12 protein-coding genes are annotated in these 15505 nt (G+C 64.5%); 1 reads left to right on the top strand and 11 read right to left on the bottom strand.

Going from position 1 to position 15505, the window contains the following annotated elements; translation table 11 throughout:
* Window positions 1–86: 86 nt before the first annotated feature.
* The 4 genes from ACVWW6_RS06275 to ACVWW6_RS06260 form a co-directional block, all read right to left on the bottom strand.
* Window positions 87–977, bottom strand: a complete 891-nt coding sequence (locus tag ACVWW6_RS06275; protein WP_161532859.1) for a hypothetical protein — start codon at window positions 975–977, stop codon at window positions 87–89.
* A gap of 60 nt (window positions 978–1037) precedes the next feature.
* The gene (locus tag ACVWW6_RS06270) at window positions 1038–1877 is read right to left on the bottom strand and encodes a hypothetical protein (protein ID WP_161532860.1); all 840 of its coding nucleotides are present in this window, start codon (window positions 1875–1877) and stop codon (window positions 1038–1040) included.
* Window positions 1878–1959: 82 nt separating this feature from the next.
* Window positions 1960–2421, bottom strand: a complete 462-nt coding sequence (locus ACVWW6_RS06265) for a GNAT family N-acetyltransferase (RefSeq protein WP_060909542.1) — start codon at window positions 2419–2421, stop codon at window positions 1960–1962.
* A 6-nt stretch (window positions 2422–2427) separates the two neighbouring features.
* Window positions 2428–3354 carry a hydrogen peroxide-inducible genes activator gene (locus ACVWW6_RS06260; RefSeq protein ID WP_011083599.1) on the bottom strand — a complete coding sequence of 309 codons (927 nt, stop codon included), beginning with the start codon at window positions 3352–3354 and terminating at the stop codon, window positions 2428–2430.
* 114 nt (window positions 3355–3468) lie between these two features.
* Here ACVWW6_RS06260 and katG point away from each other — a divergent pair, with 114 nt between their 5' ends.
* Window positions 3469–5634: a catalase/peroxidase HPI gene (gene katG / locus ACVWW6_RS06255; RefSeq protein WP_456680364.1), complete on the top strand. Its 2166-nt coding sequence runs from the start codon at window positions 3469–3471 to the stop codon at window positions 5632–5634.
* A 172-nt stretch (window positions 5635–5806) separates the two neighbouring features.
* Here the strand turns inward: katG and pnp are convergent, their stop codons facing one another.
* The 7 genes from pnp to nusA form a co-directional block, all read right to left on the bottom strand.
* Window positions 5807–7969: a polyribonucleotide nucleotidyltransferase gene (pnp, locus tag ACVWW6_RS06250; RefSeq protein ID WP_028172517.1), complete on the bottom strand. Its 2163-nt coding sequence runs from the start codon at window positions 7967–7969 to the stop codon at window positions 5807–5809.
* Between the two features lie 462 nt (window positions 7970–8431).
* Window positions 8432–8701: a 30S ribosomal protein S15 gene (gene rpsO / locus ACVWW6_RS06245; RefSeq protein WP_011083602.1), complete on the bottom strand. Its 270-nt coding sequence runs from the start codon at window positions 8699–8701 to the stop codon at window positions 8432–8434.
* Between the two features lie 2 nt (window positions 8702–8703).
* Window positions 8704–9822, bottom strand: coding sequence for a tRNA pseudouridine(55) synthase TruB (truB, locus tag ACVWW6_RS06240; RefSeq protein WP_456680363.1), 1119 nt, complete (start codon window positions 9820–9822; stop codon window positions 8704–8706).
* Complete coding sequence (gene rbfA, locus ACVWW6_RS06235) at window positions 9819–10253, bottom strand: 30S ribosome-binding factor RbfA (RefSeq protein WP_011083604.1); 435 nt, start codon at window positions 10251–10253, stop codon at window positions 9819–9821. Before rbfA ends, truB begins: the two co-directional genes overlap by 4 nt.
* Window positions 10254–10406: 153 nt before the next feature.
* The gene (gene infB / locus ACVWW6_RS06230; RefSeq protein WP_011083605.1) at window positions 10407–13115 is read right to left on the bottom strand and encodes a translation initiation factor IF-2; all 2709 of its coding nucleotides are present in this window, start codon (window positions 13113–13115) and stop codon (window positions 10407–10409) included.
* 71 nt (window positions 13116–13186) lie between these two features.
* Window positions 13187–13870 carry an RNA-binding protein gene (locus tag ACVWW6_RS06225; protein WP_011083606.1) on the bottom strand — a complete coding sequence of 228 codons (684 nt, stop codon included), beginning with the start codon at window positions 13868–13870 and terminating at the stop codon, window positions 13187–13189.
* 23 nt (window positions 13871–13893) lie between these two features.
* Entirely contained in the window at window positions 13894–15504 is a 1611-nt protein-coding gene (gene nusA / locus ACVWW6_RS06220) for a transcription termination factor NusA (RefSeq protein ID WP_028172520.1), read from the bottom strand.
* Window position 15505 lies beyond the last annotated feature (1 nt).

Below are 15505 nucleotides of genomic sequence, written 5' to 3'. Positions count from 1 at the left end.
ACAGCGCGCAATTCATGCCGCGTTTGCCGCGCATCCGCAACGCACTACGCCTAGGCAGAAGGCAAGCGGCGTGAACGACATGTGGGTCAACGTTCTTTGGCGTCGCTTTGACTCGCTGCTGATCGAACACCGAGCAAAAGCGGCAGCGTCTTGTCGAGGCTTTCCGCCAGCATGGCGCGCACGCCGTCGCGCAGTGCGGGATTGTCGGCGGCATCTTCAGGGCGCGTTGGAAACGATTCTGCGGGTAATTCGCGATAGGGGCCGCCGATTTGCCTCCCCAGAAGCCGCTGCACCACCAGGGAATGATGCACGTTGATCAGCGCAGAGCTCTGTCTGACAACGGAGAAGTCGCGCCCGTCAAAGATGCGGATAAACGCCAGGGCATAAAGATAGATGCGACGCCCTAGCACTACATCCTGGTTGAGGATGCCGAACCCGCGGACCGTATAGTTCGATGTCCCGATAGGGCTGATTGAATTGAGGATCTGAATGTAGTGCCGGCAATTCGTTCCTTTCGCGACCTCGCGCATGTATCCGGCCAGCTCCGCGTTGAGATCGCGGAACAGCCTGTCCTTCAATGTGTCCTTGGACTCATCGCGGGGAGGAAATTTCGCTGGGTTGTAGGAGATTCTCAGAACGGACACGCTGGCAGGGATCGCGGCGCGAGTCCGCGCGAAGATCAGATCGTTGAGCCCCCAGCCTGGGATCGGGACCACCATCGTCTTGTTCTGGAATACGGTGAGGCCGGTCGTCAGCACGGTGAACTCATCGCCGGTGGTGACCACGACACCGAAGTCGCACGAGCCGCCGGCCACGGGAGCGGGCTTGCCCGTCGCTTCACGCCGCGTGGTTATCTTGCCGATGGCTTGTTTGACGGTTGGTCGTGCCGTCTCCAATTGGGCTTGTGCCCGCGCCTGAGTTGAAAAACACCACAGGATGATCGCGACGACGAACAGCAGGGTCATGATGCTGAACACGGCTGTGTTCGCAAGCGCAGCGAAATTTGATTCTCTGGCGTGTCGCGTCGGCAAAGGCGCTTACTCTTCCTTTAGATAGCCCGGCAGGCCCCGGTCGAGCCTGTCGGTGATGAGCGCGCGCGTCCTCTCGCGCAGCGCCGCGCTGGCGGAAGCTGCCGCGGGTGGGTCGGGAAATAGCGAGTTGTCGAGCTTGTTGAGTGGGTCTTCGGTCAGTCGCAGACTCGCAGCGAAGTTGGCGCCGAAATTCACAAAGGGGCGCTTGATCTCCTCGTAGCTCCTTCCGTCGATCAGTGTGATCGCAACATTGGCGAAAAGATGCGAGTGACGGAGGATGCCGCCGACCCCCTGATTGTAAGTGCCGATGCCGTTTAGCGTCATATGCGAATTTGGCAGCTCCGCCTTGAACGTGGTTGCGACAAGATAGCGCTCGCAATTCGCATTCGCGGTGAAGCTTCGTACGATGTCCGGCAGACGCTCTCCGGGATCGCGGATCAGGATCGTTTTCGGATTATAGAAGGGCTCGAAGACGCCCTTGGGATAGGCGATCCTACGTACCCCGGGATCGTTATTCGTTGCCGCGCGCACCCGTGCGAAGACGAGATCGTCGAGACCCCAGTCGATCGGGACCTCGCTTGCCTCAGCCTCGAAGATCGTAATGCCAAATTTCTGTACGGAGTAGCGATCTCCGATCACCGAGATCACACCGAGCCGACACGGGCCGCTCTCTGCCGCGACCGGCGGCTTCGCAGTCGGCTTGGCCTTCGGCGCCGCTTTCTTGGCAACCGGCTTTGCCTGTGGTGCGGACTGAGCGACGGGCGCTGTTGTTGCGGGAGGAGTTTGTGCGACTGCCGGGGTCAGAAGGGACAGGAGCGCGATCAGCGAGACAGCAATGCGAAGCATGGATTCCAGGAGCAGGGGTCATCGGTCCCGCCACACTAGGTGGGGATCGTGACAACCGCAAGCTGCATCCAGAGATCGTGGTCTATCCCGCAGCCGGCCGCTTCCAACGGTAATACTTCATCACGAACCCGTTCGACGGTTCGACCTCTTCCTTCTCAAACACAAAGCCTTCGCGCTCGTACCAGCGCCAGGCCTTTTCGTTTTCGCGCACACAGCGCAGGTACATCTCGTCAGGCATTTGCGTGCGCGTGAAGGCGAGCAGTTTTCGCCCGAGCGATTGCCCCTGAAAGGCGGGCCCGACAAAGAGCATATCGAGATAGAGTTTGGGCAGATGCAGTGCGAGCATCGCGGCGATGGCGCCGTTGTCGTCGGCGACGAACAGGCTCCAGCCGTTCTCGATCTCGCGCCTGATGCGTGCGCGCAGGTTTGCCAGCAGGAATTCACTCGCCTCGGCAAGCCCGGTCGAGACCCAGCTCTCCATCCAGACGCGGGCGATCTCGTCATATTCGTCCGCGCGGGCGGGGCGGATGACGGGTTGCGGCATCGGAAGTCAGGCCCGTTGGCTGCGCACGGATTGCCGTGCGCGCACCTTGCCGGCCGACAGGCACACCACCTCCGAAATCTGGAGCAGCTGCCGCGCCAGCGGGCTGGTCTTGCGCCAGACCATGCCGATGGTGCGCGAGGGCTGCGGGTCGCGAAAGCGCGTGAGCGAGACCGAGGCCGATCGCGTCTCCACCGGCACCGCCATCTCCGGGATCAAGGTGACGCCGATGCCGGCGCTGACCATCTGGACCAGCGTCGACAGCGAATTCGCATCCAGCATCTCGCGCGGCGGCGCCGATTGCATGTTGCAGAAGGACAGCGCCTGGTCGCGGAAGCAGTGTCCCTCCTCGAGCAGCAGGAGCCGCATCTCCCGCATCATCTCGCGCGAGGGTGCGGGCGTTCCCTCATCCGCGCCCGGCCGCACCAGCAGGAATTTCTCCTCGAACAGGGCAACTTCGGTGAGCGAGGGCTCGGACACCGGCAGCGCGACGATGGCGGTGTCGAGCCGGCCTTCGACCAGTTCCTGGATCAGCCGCGGCGTCATCGTCTCGCGCACGCGGATGTCGAGTTCCGGATGCATGCGCGTGAGATTCTTGGTGATCTTGGGCAGCAAATACGGCGCGATCGTCGGAATCATGCCGATGCGCAGTCGGCCGGCGAAGCGGTCCTGCGACGCCCGCGCGAAATCGCCGAGCTCATCGACCGAGCGCAGGATGTCGCGGACGCGGGGGGCGAGCTCTTCGCCGAACCGCGTCAGCGCGACCTGCCGGGCGGTGCGCTCCAGCAGCAGGCCGCCGAGCGCCTCCTCCAGTTCCTTGATCTGCATCGACAGGGCCGGCTGCGAGATCGAGCTCGCCTCCGCCGCGCGCCCGAAATGGCCGTGACGCGCCAGCGCGTCGAAATACCGGAGCTGGCGCATCGTCACGTTGACCATCAGAAAATCCTATCGCAGCGATCATTAAAGTCAACTTCCCCTGATGGAATGCGAGGCTTAGAGTGTTTCTACCTGGTCAAAGGCGCGAGTTCGACGCCACCAGAGGAGGTATTCATGGACGACACTTCAAAGTGCCCGTTTTCGGGTGGAAAACGCGTGCCGGCGAACCGCGATTGGTGGCCAACCCAGCTCAGCATCGAGATGCTGCATAAGAATTCCGGCCTGTCCGATCCGATGGGCAAGGAATTCGACTACGCCAAGGAATTCAAGACGCTCGACCTGAACGCGGTCATCAAGGACCTGACCGCCCTGATGACGGACTCGCAGGAGTGGTGGCCCGCCGACTTCGGTCATTATGGCGGCCTGATGATCCGCATGGCCTGGCACAGCGCCGGCACCTACCGCATCACCGATGGCCGTGGCGGGGCCGGTGCCGGTCAGCAGCGTTTCGCGCCGCTCAACAGCTGGCCCGACAACGCCAACCTCGACAAGGCGCGCCGGCTGCTCTGGCCGATCAAGCAGAAATACGGCCGCAAGATCTCCTGGGCCGATTTGATGGTGCTCGCCGGCAATGTCGCGCTGGAATCGATGGGCTTCAAGACGTTCGGTTTCGCCGGCGGTCGCGCCGACGTCTGGGAGCCGGAAGAGCTCTATTGGGGTCCCGAAGGCACCTGGCTGGGCGATGAGCGCTACAGCGGCGAACGCCAGCTCGCCGAGCCGCTCGGCGCGGTGCAGATGGGCCTCATCTACGTCAATCCGGAAGGCCCGAACGGCAAGCCGGACCCGATCGCCGCGGCAAAGGACATCCGCGAGACCTTCTTCCGCATGGCGATGAACGACGAGGAAACCGTCGCGCTGATCGCCGGCGGTCATACCTTCGGCAAGACCCATGGTGCGGGCGATCCGTCGCTGGTCGGACCGGAGCCGGAAGCGGGCGCGCTCGAGGATCAGGGTCTCGGCTGGAAGAGCAAGCACGCTTCGGGCCTGGCGGGCGACTCCATCACCAGCGGTCTCGAGGTGACGTGGACGACGACGCCGACGAAGTGGAGCAACAACTTCTTCGAGAACCTGTTCAAGTACGAATGGGAGCTGACGAAGAGCCCGGGCGGCGCGAACCAGTGGACGGCCAAGGGTGCCGAGGCGATCATTCCCGACGCCTTCGACAAGTCGAAGAAGCACCGGCCGACGATGCTGACCACCGATCTCTCGCTGCGCCTCGATCCGGCCTATGAGAAGATCTCGCGGCGCTTCCTGGAGAACCCGGATCAGTTCGCGGATGCATTCGCCCGCGCCTGGTTCAAGCTCACCCATCGCGACATGGGTCCGATCCAGCGCTATCTCGGCCCGCTGGTGCCGAAGGAGACGCTGATCTGGCAGGATCCGATCCCGGCCGTGAATCACGAGCTGGTCAGCGATCAGGACATCGCTGCGCTGAAGACGAAGATCCTGGCCTCGGGCCTCTCGGTGCCGGAGCTGGTCTCGACCGCATGGGCGTCGGCCTCGACGTTCCGCGGTTCGGACAAGCGCGGCGGCGCCAACGGCGCGCGCATTCGTCTCAGCCCGCAGAAGGACTGGGAGGTGAACCAGCCGGCTCAGCTCTCGAAGGTGCTCGGCAAGCTCGAAGCGATCCAGAAGGAGTTCAACGCCTCGGCCGGCGCGAAGAAGGTCTCGCTCGCCGACCTGATCGTCCTCGGCGGCACCGCCGCGGTCGAGAAGGCCGCGAAGGACGCCGGCGTCGACGTCAAGGTCGCGTTCACGCCGGGCCGCATGGACGCCTCGCAGGAGCAGACGGATGCGGCTTCCTTCGCGCCGCTGGAGCCGCGCGCCGATGGTTTCCGCAACTACGTCGGCAAGCGGCAGCAGTTCCTGCAGCAGGAAGAAGCGCTCGTCGATCGCGCACAGCTTCTGAAGCTCACCGGACCCGAGTTGACCGTCCTGGTCGGCGGTCTGCGCGTGCTCGGTGCCAATGCGAACGGTTCGAAGCACGGCGTCCTCACCGCGAAGGTGGGTGCGCTGAGCAACGACTTCTTCGTCAACCTGCTCGACATGAGCACGCAGTGGGCGCCGGCGGCCGACGGCACCTACGAGGCTCGCGACCGCAAGACCAACGCGGTGAAGTGGACCGGCACGCGCGCCGATCTCATCTTCGGCGCGCACTCGCAGCTCCGCGCCTACGCCGAGGTCTATGCCACGTCGGACTCCAAGGAGCAGTTCGTGAAGGACTTCGCCAAGGCCTGGACCAAGGTGATGAACCTCGACCGGTTCGATCTCGCGGCGTAAGATGGTGTTACACCTCTCCCGCCTGCGGGAGAGGTCGCGCCGAAGGTGCGGGCTCACCCCAGCCCTCTCCCGCAAGCGGGAGAGGGAGCGCAGCTCTCCCGGGGCGAGCACGAACACAAACAAAAAGGGCGGCCTCTCGGCCGCCCTTCGTTTTTCTGGACTGGTGCGAGACTTACTCGCCGGCCGCTTCGCGCGGAGCCTTCTCGCCCTCGGCGGCCTTGTCCTTGGCCTCGAGGTCCTCGCCGGTGGTCTGGTCGACCACCTTCATCGACAGGCGGGTCTTGCCGCGGTCGTCGAAGCCGAGCAGCTTGACCTTGACCTTGTCGCCTTCCTTGACGACGTCGGAGGTCTTCTGCACGCGCGCCGAAGCGAGCTGGCTGATGTGAACGAGGCCGTCCTTGGAGCCGAAGAAGTTCACGAAGGCGCCGAACTCCATCACCTTGACGACGGTGCCGTCATAGATCTGGCCGACTTCCGGCTCGGACGCGATCGACTTGATCCACTTGATCGCGGCCTTCATCGCCTCGCCGTCGCTGGAGGCGACCTTCACGGTGCCGTCGTCCTCGATGTTGACCTTGGCGCCGGTCTTCTCGACGATCTCGCGGATCACCTTGCCGCCGGTGCCGATCACTTCGCGGATCTTGTCGGTCGGGATCTTGAAGGTCTCGATGCGCGGCGCGTATTCGCCGAGCTCGGCGCGGGCGTTGGTCAGCGCCTTGGCCATCTCGCCGAGGATGTGGATACGCCCATCCTTGGCCTGGCCGAGAGCGACCTTCATGATCTCCTCGGTGATGCCCTCGATCTTGATGTCCATCTGGAGCGAGGTGATGCCCGATTCCGTGCCGGCGACCTTGAAGTCCATGTCGCCGAGATGATCCTCGTCACCGAGGATGTCGGAGAGAACCGCAAAGCGCTTGTCTTCGAGGATCAGGCCCATTGCGATGCCCGCGGTCGGCCGCTTCAGCGGCACGCCGGCGTCCATCAGCGCGAGCGAGGCGCCGCAGACCGAAGCCATCGACGAGGAGCCGTTGGATTCGGTGATCTCGGAGACCACGCGGATCGTGTACGGAAACTCGTGATGCGGCGGCAGCACCGGGTGGATCGCGCGCCAGGCGAGCTTGCCATGGCCGATCTCGCGGCGCTTGGTGCCGCCGAGGCGGCCGGTCTCACCGACCGAATAGGGAGGGAAGTTGTAGTGCAGCAGGAACGTCTCTTTGTACGTTCCCGACAGCGCGTCGATGTACTGCTCGTCCTCGCCGGTGCCGAGCGTGGTCACGACCATCGCCTGGGTCTCGCCGCGGGTGAACAGCGCCGAGCCGTGGGCGCGCGGCAGCACGCCGACTTCGGCGATGATGTTGCGCACGGTCTTGGAGTCGCGGCCGTCGATGCGCTTGCCGGTGTCGAGGATGTTCCAGCGAACGATCTTGGCCTCGAGCTCCTTGAACACGCCGGCGATGCGCAGCTTGTCGTATTTCGGTTCCTGCCCTTCGGGGAAATAATGGGCGATCACCTTTTCCTTGACCTTGCCGACCGCGGCGTAGCGATCCTGCTTGACCGGAATGGCGTAGGCGGCGCGCAGTTCCTGCTCGACGAGGCCGAGCATTTCCTTCTCGAGCGCGGCATTGTCGATGACGGTGACTTCGCGCGGCTCCTTGGCGGCCTTCTCGGCGAGCTCGATGATCGCGTTGATCACCGGCTGGAAGTGGCGGTGACCGAACATCACCGCGCCGAGCATGATGTCTTCGTTCAGTTCCTTGGCTTCCGATTCCACCATCAGCACGGCGTCGGCCGTGCCGGCGACGACGAGGTCGAGCTGGGTGTCGACCATCTCGTCGAGCGTCGGGTTGAGCACGTATTCGTCATTGACGAAGCCGACGCGCGCGGCGCCGATCGGACCCTTGAAGGGAGCGCCCGACAGGGTCAGCGCAGCCGACGAGGCCACCAGCGCGACGATATCGGGATCGTTCTCCATGTCGTGCGACAGCACGGTGGCGATCACCTGGGTCTCGTTGCGCCAACCGTCGACGAACAGCGGACGGATCGGGCGGTCGATCAGGCGGGAGACCAGCGTCTCCTTCTCGGTCGGACGGCCCTCACGCTTGAAATAGCCGCCGGGAATGCGGCCGGCGGCGTAGGTCTTCTCCTGGTAGTCGACGGTCAGCGGCAGGAAGTCGACGCCTTCGCGCGGCGCCTTCGCCGCGACGACGGTGGCGAGCACCACGGTCTCGCCATAGGTGGCGACGACGGCGCCGTCGGCCTGGCGGGCGATCTTGCCGGTTTCGAGCTTGAGAGGGCGTCCGCCCCAGTCGATCTCGACTGAATGCTTATTGAACATAGAGGTCTTCTTTCATGGGTTCTCGAAACGAGGGACGCTTCGAAAAACAAAAACCATGCGCAAGATTGCGGGACGCTGATCGGAGCGGATGATCAGCGTCCTGCGATCCTGCCATGGTTTTTGGATTTCGGATGGCGTCCATCCTTTCGGGTCATACGGGCGCCTTGCCCGTTGTGCCCAGCCGCCGGATTGCTGCTGGACTGTCAGTCGGCACGAACGCGAACACCGAACTGCGGTCTTCGCCGATCGTGCCCCGGATGCTGGCCGTCACTCGAGTATGATCCGGAAAAGTGCGAATCGGTTTTCCGAAAAGATCATGCTCAAACAACAATCCAAAGTGCGATTCTTCGCGCTTTGGGCTCGCATCCGACGCGCACGCAGCCTCGATCAAAAACCTTTAAACAAACGCTTTCGTTCGAAACCACGCGCGAAAACGCGCGCCAGTGGCGCGCGCAGGAACACTTAACGACGAATGTTGTGCTTCTCGAGCAGTGCCTTGTAGCGCGCCTCGTCCCTCTTCTTGAGGTAGTCGAGGAGCGAGCGGCGGGTCGAGACCAGCTTCAAGAGGCCGCGACGCGAATGGTTGTCCTTCACGTGAGTCTTGAAATGGCTGGTGAGGTTGTTGATGCGTTCCGACAGGATCGCGACCTGAACCTCGGGCGAACCGGTATCGCCGGCCTTGGTGGCATTCGTCTTGATGACTTCCGCTTTGCGTTCTGCGGCAATCGACATCGTCAATTTCTCTCGTTGCGACCGGGGCTGGCAGTCAGGCCGGTCAGGTTGAACACACGCTTGGGGATGATTTCGCCATTGCCGACTTCGGCAAGCGCCAAAAGGCGGCCTGCCACCGTGACATAGACTGTGCCGCTACAAGTGGGCGCATCCCGTCCGCGCAACAAAACGGCCTGGCCCCGATGGAGCCTTGCCGCATCAGCCCGAGTGACGGCCAGTGCCGGGATGTCGTCCAGCGCGGTCTCAACGGGCAAAAGCGCGTCGGCGAGGCTGCCCTCGCCGGACGCGGCTCTATCGCACAAAGCCTCCAACTGATCCAGCGGAATCATGTCGTTTTCGCCAAATGGGCCGACCAGGGTCCGCCGCAGCGCGCAGATATGGCCATAAGTGCCGAGAATCCGGCCCATATCGCGGGCCAGCGCACGGACATAGGTGCCCTTGCCGCACTCGGCCTCGAACACGGCCCGGTCGTTATCCGGTTGATCCACAAGGGTTAATCGGTGAATCTCGACCGGGCGGGGAGCCAGCTCCACGACCTCGCCGTCGCGGGCGAGGTCATAGGCGCGCTCGCCCTGGATCTTGATCGCAGAATAGCGCGGCGGGATCTGCTCGATCACCCCGGTGAAGCGGGGCAACAGCGCCAGGATGGCCTCCCGGGTCGGGCGCAGCTCGGAGGTCGCGGTCACCCGGCCCTCGATGTCGTCGGTGTCGCGCTCCTCGCCCCAGCACACGGTGAACTGGTAGCGCTTGCGGCCGTCCATGACGAAGGGAACCGTCTTGGTGGCTTCGCCGAGCGCAATCGGCAGGCCGCCGGAAGCGAGCGGATCGAGCGTGCCGGCGTGGCCGGCGCGCTTGGCGTTGAACAGGCGCTTGAGCACGGCGACGGCCTGCGTCGAGGTCATGCCGATCGGCTTGTCGAGCACGACCCAGCCATGGACGTCGCGGCGGTCGCGGCGAACCTGGTTGCCCTTCTGCTGCTTGGCGCGGGGATCGTTGTTGACGCGGCGCGGCTCCTGGTGCGGCTGGGAATTGCCGCCCATGTCCGCGAAATTATTTTTCTGCACGTCGCTCTGATCGGCCTGTTCGCCGCCGATCGTGCCGTGAGCCGGGTCCATCGTCATTGCTCTTCTTCCCGATCCGAATCCGGATCCTGTTCCAGGTCCTTCTGCACCGCAGGTGTTCGCAAAAGCTTCTCGATCCGTTCCGCTTCGTCGAATCGCTCGTCGACGCGGAAGCGAACGTCAGGTGCAAATTTCAGGTTAACGCGCCGCGCGACTTCGCCGCGCAGGAATTTCTTGTTGCGCTCGAGCGCAGCGATGACGATCTCGGTGTCGCGGCCACCGAGCGGCATCACGTAGATTGTCGCGAGCTTCAGGTCGGGGGACATCCGCACCTCCGGCACGGTGACGATGTGACCTTCGAGGTCCGCATCATGCACGTTGCCTTGCGCCAGAATCTCGGCCATCGCATGGCGAACCTGCTCGCCGACGCGCAACTGGCGCTGCGAGCCTCCGCCGGACGCGGAACTTTTTTTCTGGTGGTGGCGCGGCATTCTGGAAATCACCTCGTCGTGCCCGCGTTTGGGACACGAGCATTGTCATTTGTCCGTTGAAACGAAGAGGCGCGGATGGCCGGAAAAAATCCGGCCATCTCACTCCCGCTATTTCAGCTCAAAAAGATCCGGGCGCTTCGGTAAGATTTGGACTTACAGGGAGCGCTGGATCGTCTCCACGCGATAACACTCGATCACGTCACCGGCACGCATGTCGTGATAGTTCTCGAAGGCCATGCCGCATTCCTGACCGGACTGGACTTCCTTCACTTCGTCCTTGAAGCGCTTCAGCGTCGACAGCTTGCCTTCGTGCACGACGACGTTGTCGCGGATCAGGCGCACATTGGCGCCGCGTTCCACGGTGCCGTCGGTGACGCGGCAGCCGGCGACCTTGCCGACCTTGGAGATGTTGAAGATCTCCAGGATCGCGGCATTGCCAAGCATGGTCTCGCGCAAGGTCGGCGCGAGCAGGCCGCTCATCGCCTTCTTCACGTCGTCCACGAGGTCGTAGATGATGTTGTAGTAGCGGATCTCGATGCCGTTGCGCTTGGCGGCCGCAGCGGCTTCCTTGTTGGCACGAACCGAGAAGCCGATGATCGCGGCGTTGAAGCCTTCCGCGAGCGTCACGTCCGACTCCGAGATACCGCCGACGCCGGCATGCAGGATGCGGGCGGCGACTTCGTCGGTGCCGAGCTTCTCCAGCGAGCCGAGGATCGCTTCCAGCGAACCCTGCACGTCGGCCTTGATGATCAGCGGGAATTCCTTGCGGCCCGCCGTCTTCAGCTGCGACATCATCTGCTCGAGCGAGCCGCGCATGCCGGAGATCGAGGCTGCCGCGTTCTCGCGCTTCTGGTGCGCGCGGTAGCTCGTGACCTGGCGGGCCCGGGCTTCGTTCTCGACGACGGCGAGGCGATCGCCGGCTTCCGGCGGACCGTTGAAGCCGAGCACCTCGACCGGCACCGACGGACCTGCTTCCTGCACCGTCTCGCCCTGGTCCGAGATCAGCGCGCGGACGCGGCCCATCTCGGCGCCGGCAACGATGATGTCGCCGACACGGAGCGTGCCGCGCTGAACCAGCACGGTCGCGACCGGGCCACGGCCGCGGTCGAGCTTGGCCTCGATCACGGTGCCTTCGGCCGGACGCTCCGAATTGGTCTTCAGGTCGAGGATGTCGGCCTGGAGCGCGATCATCTCGAGCAGCTTGTCGAGATTGGTCTTGTTCTTGGCGGACACCTCGACGTCGACGACGTCGCCGCCGAAGGATTCCACCTGCACTTCGTGCTGGAGCAGTTCGGTGCGCACGCGCTCGGGCTTGGCATCGGGCTTGTCGATCTTGTTGATGGCAACGATGATCGGCACCCGCGCCGCCTTGGCGTGGTTGATGGCTTCGACGGTCTGCGGCATCACGCCGTCATCGGCCGCGACCACCAGCACGACGATGTCGGTGACCTTGGCGCCGCGGGCGCGCATCGCGGTGAACGCGGCGTGGCCGGGCGTGTCGATGAAGGTGATCTTCTTGCCGCTTTCGGGCGACACCACCTGATAGGCGCCGATATGCTGGGTGATGCCGCCGGCTTCGCCGGAGACCACGTTGGCATGTCGGAGCGCGTCGAGCAGCGAGGTCTTGCCGTGGTCGACGTGACCCATCACGGTCACCACGGGCGAACGCGTCTCGGTGTCGGTGGAATCGTCGACCTGGTCGAACAGGCCTTCTTCAACGTCAGACGCGGCGACGCGCTTGACTGTGTGACCGAGCTCTTCGGCGATAAGCTGCGCGGTGTCGGCGTCGATCACGTCGGTGATCTTGTGCATCGCGCCCTGCTTCATCAGCATGCGGATGACGTCGACCGCGCGCTCGGCCATGCGGTTGGCGAGCTCCTGGATCGTGATCGCTTCCGGAATGATCACCTCGCGGATGAGCTTTTCCTTCGGCTCGTTCGAGGCATGCCCCTTCAGACGCTGGGTGCGGCGGCGGAACGAGGCGATCGAGCGCTCGCGCACCTCGTCGGCGTTGAGCGCGGTGACCACCGTGAGGCGGCCGCGCTCTTTCTGCGGGCCGGGCTTGTGAGTGGTCTTGGGAGGCGGCGCGGGACGCGCGGCGCCGCCGGGACCGCGACGGATCTGGCGCGGCGCCTCGTCCTCGTCCGGCTCGGCCGCAACTGCGGGGCCACGGCCTGCCGGTGCACCCGGACGCTGCGCGGTCGTCGTTGCAGGACGCGCGGTCGTTGTTCCCGGGCGGGTCGTCGTGGTTCCGGGTCGTGCCGCGGGCGCACCGGGGCGCGGTGCGGGCGCGGCCGGCGCTGCGGTTGCGGGACGCGCGGCCGAAGCCGGCTGCTCGCCCTCGCCAAAACGCTTCTTGGCCTCGGTCTCGGCCTTCCGCTTGGCTTCGTCCTCGTGGCGATGGCGCTCGTCCTCGGCCTTGCGGCGGGCTTCGGCGGCTTCGCGCTCGGCGCGTTCGGCGGCCTCGCGGACGGCGCGGCGCTGGGCCTCTTCCTCGGCCTGGCGGCGTTCCTCGACTTCGCGCAGCTTGGCATCGGCCAGCGCGCTGGCACGGGCCGAACGCTCGTCCTCGGTCAGGGTGCGCAGCACCACGCCGGAACCGGCATTGCGCGGCGGGGCGGGCGGCGGAGCCGGGCGCGACGGGGCAGGCGCGGCGGGCGCCGGCTTTGCGGTCACCTCGGGCGCGTGCGGCTCGGGACCGTCGCCAATACGGCGCTTGCCGCGCTTCTCGACCACGACCTGCTTGCTCCGGCCGTGGCTGAAGCTCTGGCGCACGGTGCCCGTTTCGACGCGCGGCTTGAGCGATAGCGTCTTGCTCGGAACGCTCAGCTTCTTGTCGCCAGGGGTCTTGGTATCAACCATTCAGCAGTCCTAATCCTGATCTTGTTGTCGTTGTGCGTTGCCGCACAGTCACGTCGGTTGGTCGTTGTCTCTCAGAAATCCTGGCCGCGCTTTTCGGCAGTCTTGTCATCGTCCGCCATCCGGTATCGGACCAGCATCTGGCTACGTGACAGGAATGACCTGCTCGCCGGGCCCGCGAGCAGCGCAGCATGTATCACATTTGACCGGGTCAGTGCCAAATCCAATTCTATCGATTTCAGTCCGGTCACGACGGGAATCTGCGGCTTGGCGCCGCGATTTCCGGCATTTTGACGCGCCAGCATGTCCAATTTGCGGATTCCGTCCGCGGCCCCGTCGCTGGCGTGGATCAGGACCTCGACCGTGCCTTCCCGAAGCGCGCTCTCGACCTTGCCGAAGCCGGCCACGACCTGGCCCGCCTTGGCGGCAATCCCAAGGGCTTCCGTCACGCTCCGGACCAGGAGCGCCTCGATGTCGGCGGGAAGCGTCTGAGGGGTGCGCAGCTCGCGCTTGAAGGCCTTGCTAAATTGGTGACGCCGCACCGCTTCCGCAACCACCTCGCGCGAGGCGGTGATCCACATGCCGCGTCCGGGCAGCTTGCGCTTGAGATCGGGAACTATGTGCCCTTCCGGCGAGACGACGAAACGGATCAGCTCGTCGATCGGCCGGACCTCGCGGCTGACCGCGCACATCCGCATGGTCGCGGACCTTTCGGTCCGCGGCCCATGGTCGAGATCGTGGTCAGTATCTGCGAGCATCCGGGCGACATTCTCCTTCGTCCTTAAGCCGGCTGATCTTCGCTCGCCTCAGCCTCTTCGGCGGGCTTGGCGAGATCGGCCTCGGTGATCCAGCCGGCCTTGACGCGGGCCTGCATGATCATCGCTTCGGCATCGTCACGGGAAATCTCGATACCGTCGAGCGCACCCGGATATTTGGTGGATTCGCCACCTTCCTTGCGCTCGGTCCAGCCGACCAGATCGTCGGTGGCGCAGCCGGCGAGGTCGTCGACGGTCTTGATGTCGTTCTCGCCGAACTTGACCAGCATCTTCGAGGTGACGCCGGGCACGTCCTTGAGAGCGTCCTCGACGCCGAGTTCCACGCGCTTGGCCTCGAGCTCGGCTTCCTGCTGCTCGAGATATTCGCGGGCGCGGTTCTGGAGCTCCTGCGCGGTCTCCTCGTCAAAACCCTCGATGCCGGCGAGCTCCTTGATGTCCACCATGGCGAGTTCCTCGACCGAGGTGAAGCCTTCGGACGCCAGCAGCTGGCCGACCACTTCGTCGACGTTGAGCGATTCCATGAAGACGCGGGTGGAGTTCTCGAAGTCGGCCTGGCGGCGCTCCGATTCCTCCTGCTCGGTCAGGATGTCGATATCCCAGCCGGTGAGCTGCGAGGCGAGGCGCACGTTCTGGCCGCGGCGGCCGATCGCCAGCGAGAGCTGGTTGTTGGTATCGGGCACCACGACCTCGATGCGCTCGCGGTCTTCGTCGATGACGACCTTGGAGACTTCGGCCGGCGCCAGCGCGTTGACCACGAAGGTCGCGATGTCGGGCGACCAGGGAATGATGTCGATCTTCTCGCCCTGCAATTCGTTCACCACGGCCTGCACGCGCGAGCCGCGCATGCCGACGCAGGCGCCGACCGGATCGACCGAGGAATCGCGGGAAATCACGCCGATTTTCGCGCGCGAGCCGGGATCGCGGGCAACCGCCTTGATCTCGACGATGCCGTCATAGATTTCCGGCACTTCCTGCGCGAACAGCTTCGCCATGAACTGCGGATGGGTGCGGGAGAGGAAGATCTGCGGGCCGCGGGTCTCGCGGCGGACGTCGAAGATATAGGCGCGGACGCGGTCGCCGTTGCGGAACACTTCGCGCGGCAGCATCTCGTCGCGGCGGATGATGGCTTCACCGCGGCCGAGATCGACGATCACGCTGCCATATTCGACGCGCTTGACGACGCCGTTGACGATGTCGCCGATGCGGTCCTTGAATTCCTGATATTGCCGGTCGCGCTCGGCCTCGCGCACCTTCTGCACGATCACCTGCTTGGCCGACTGCGCAGCGATGCGGCCATATTCGAGCGGCGGCAGGGTGTCGGCGATGGTGTCACCGACCTGGGCGCCGGGATTGGCGCGCTGCGCATCCACCAGCGAAATCTGGTTGGAGTGGTTTTCGACCTTCTCGACCACCAGCATGTGGCGCGACAGCCGCAGCTCGCCCTTCTTCGGGTCGATCTCGGCGTGAACGTCAGTTTCGCTGCCGTAACGGGCCCGCGCCGCCTTGGCGATGGCGTCCTCCATCGCCGCGATGACGATGCCGCGGTCGATCGATTTCTCGCGCGCGACGGCATCGGCGATCTGGAGCAGTTCAAGTCGATTGGCGCTGACTGCCATG

The organism is Bradyrhizobium sp. USDA 3311, assembly GCF_054062495.1.
Note: the sequence above shows the minus strand (reverse complement) of the source record. Positions and strands in the feature narration are given on the sequence as shown.

Coding starts and splice junctions, on each gene's coding strand:
- ACVWW6_RS06270 (WP_161532860.1), bottom strand. CDS start 1,877: ATGCTTCGCATTGCTGTCTCGCTGATCGCGCTCCTGTCCCTTCTGACC.
- ACVWW6_RS06265 (WP_060909542.1), bottom strand. CDS start 2,421: ATGCCGCAACCCGTCATCCGCCCCGCCCGCGCGGACGAATATGACGAG.
- ACVWW6_RS06260 (WP_011083599.1), bottom strand. CDS start 3,354: ATGGTCAACGTGACGATGCGCCAGCTCCGGTATTTCGACGCGCTGGCG.
- katG (WP_456680364.1), top strand. CDS start 3,469: ATGGACGACACTTCAAAGTGCCCGTTTTCGGGTGGAAAACGCGTGCCG.
- pnp (WP_028172517.1), bottom strand. CDS start 7,969: ATGTTCAATAAGCATTCAGTCGAGATCGACTGGGGCGGACGCCCTCTC.
- rpsO (WP_011083602.1), bottom strand. CDS start 8,701: ATGTCGATTGCCGCAGAACGCAAAGCGGAAGTCATCAAGACGAATGCC.
- truB (WP_456680363.1), bottom strand. CDS start 9,822: ATGACGATGGACCCGGCTCACGGCACGATCGGCGGCGAACAGGCCGAT.
- rbfA (WP_011083604.1), bottom strand. CDS start 10,253: ATGCCGCGCCACCACCAGAAAAAAAGTTCCGCGTCCGGCGGAGGCTCG.
- infB (WP_011083605.1), bottom strand. CDS start 13,115: ATGGTTGATACCAAGACCCCTGGCGACAAGAAGCTGAGCGTTCCGAGC.
- ACVWW6_RS06225 (WP_011083606.1), bottom strand. CDS start 13,870: ATGCTCGCAGATACTGACCACGATCTCGACCATGGGCCGCGGACCGAA.
- nusA (WP_028172520.1), bottom strand. CDS start 15,504: ATGGCAGTCAGCGCCAATCGACTTGAACTGCTCCAGATCGCCGATGCC.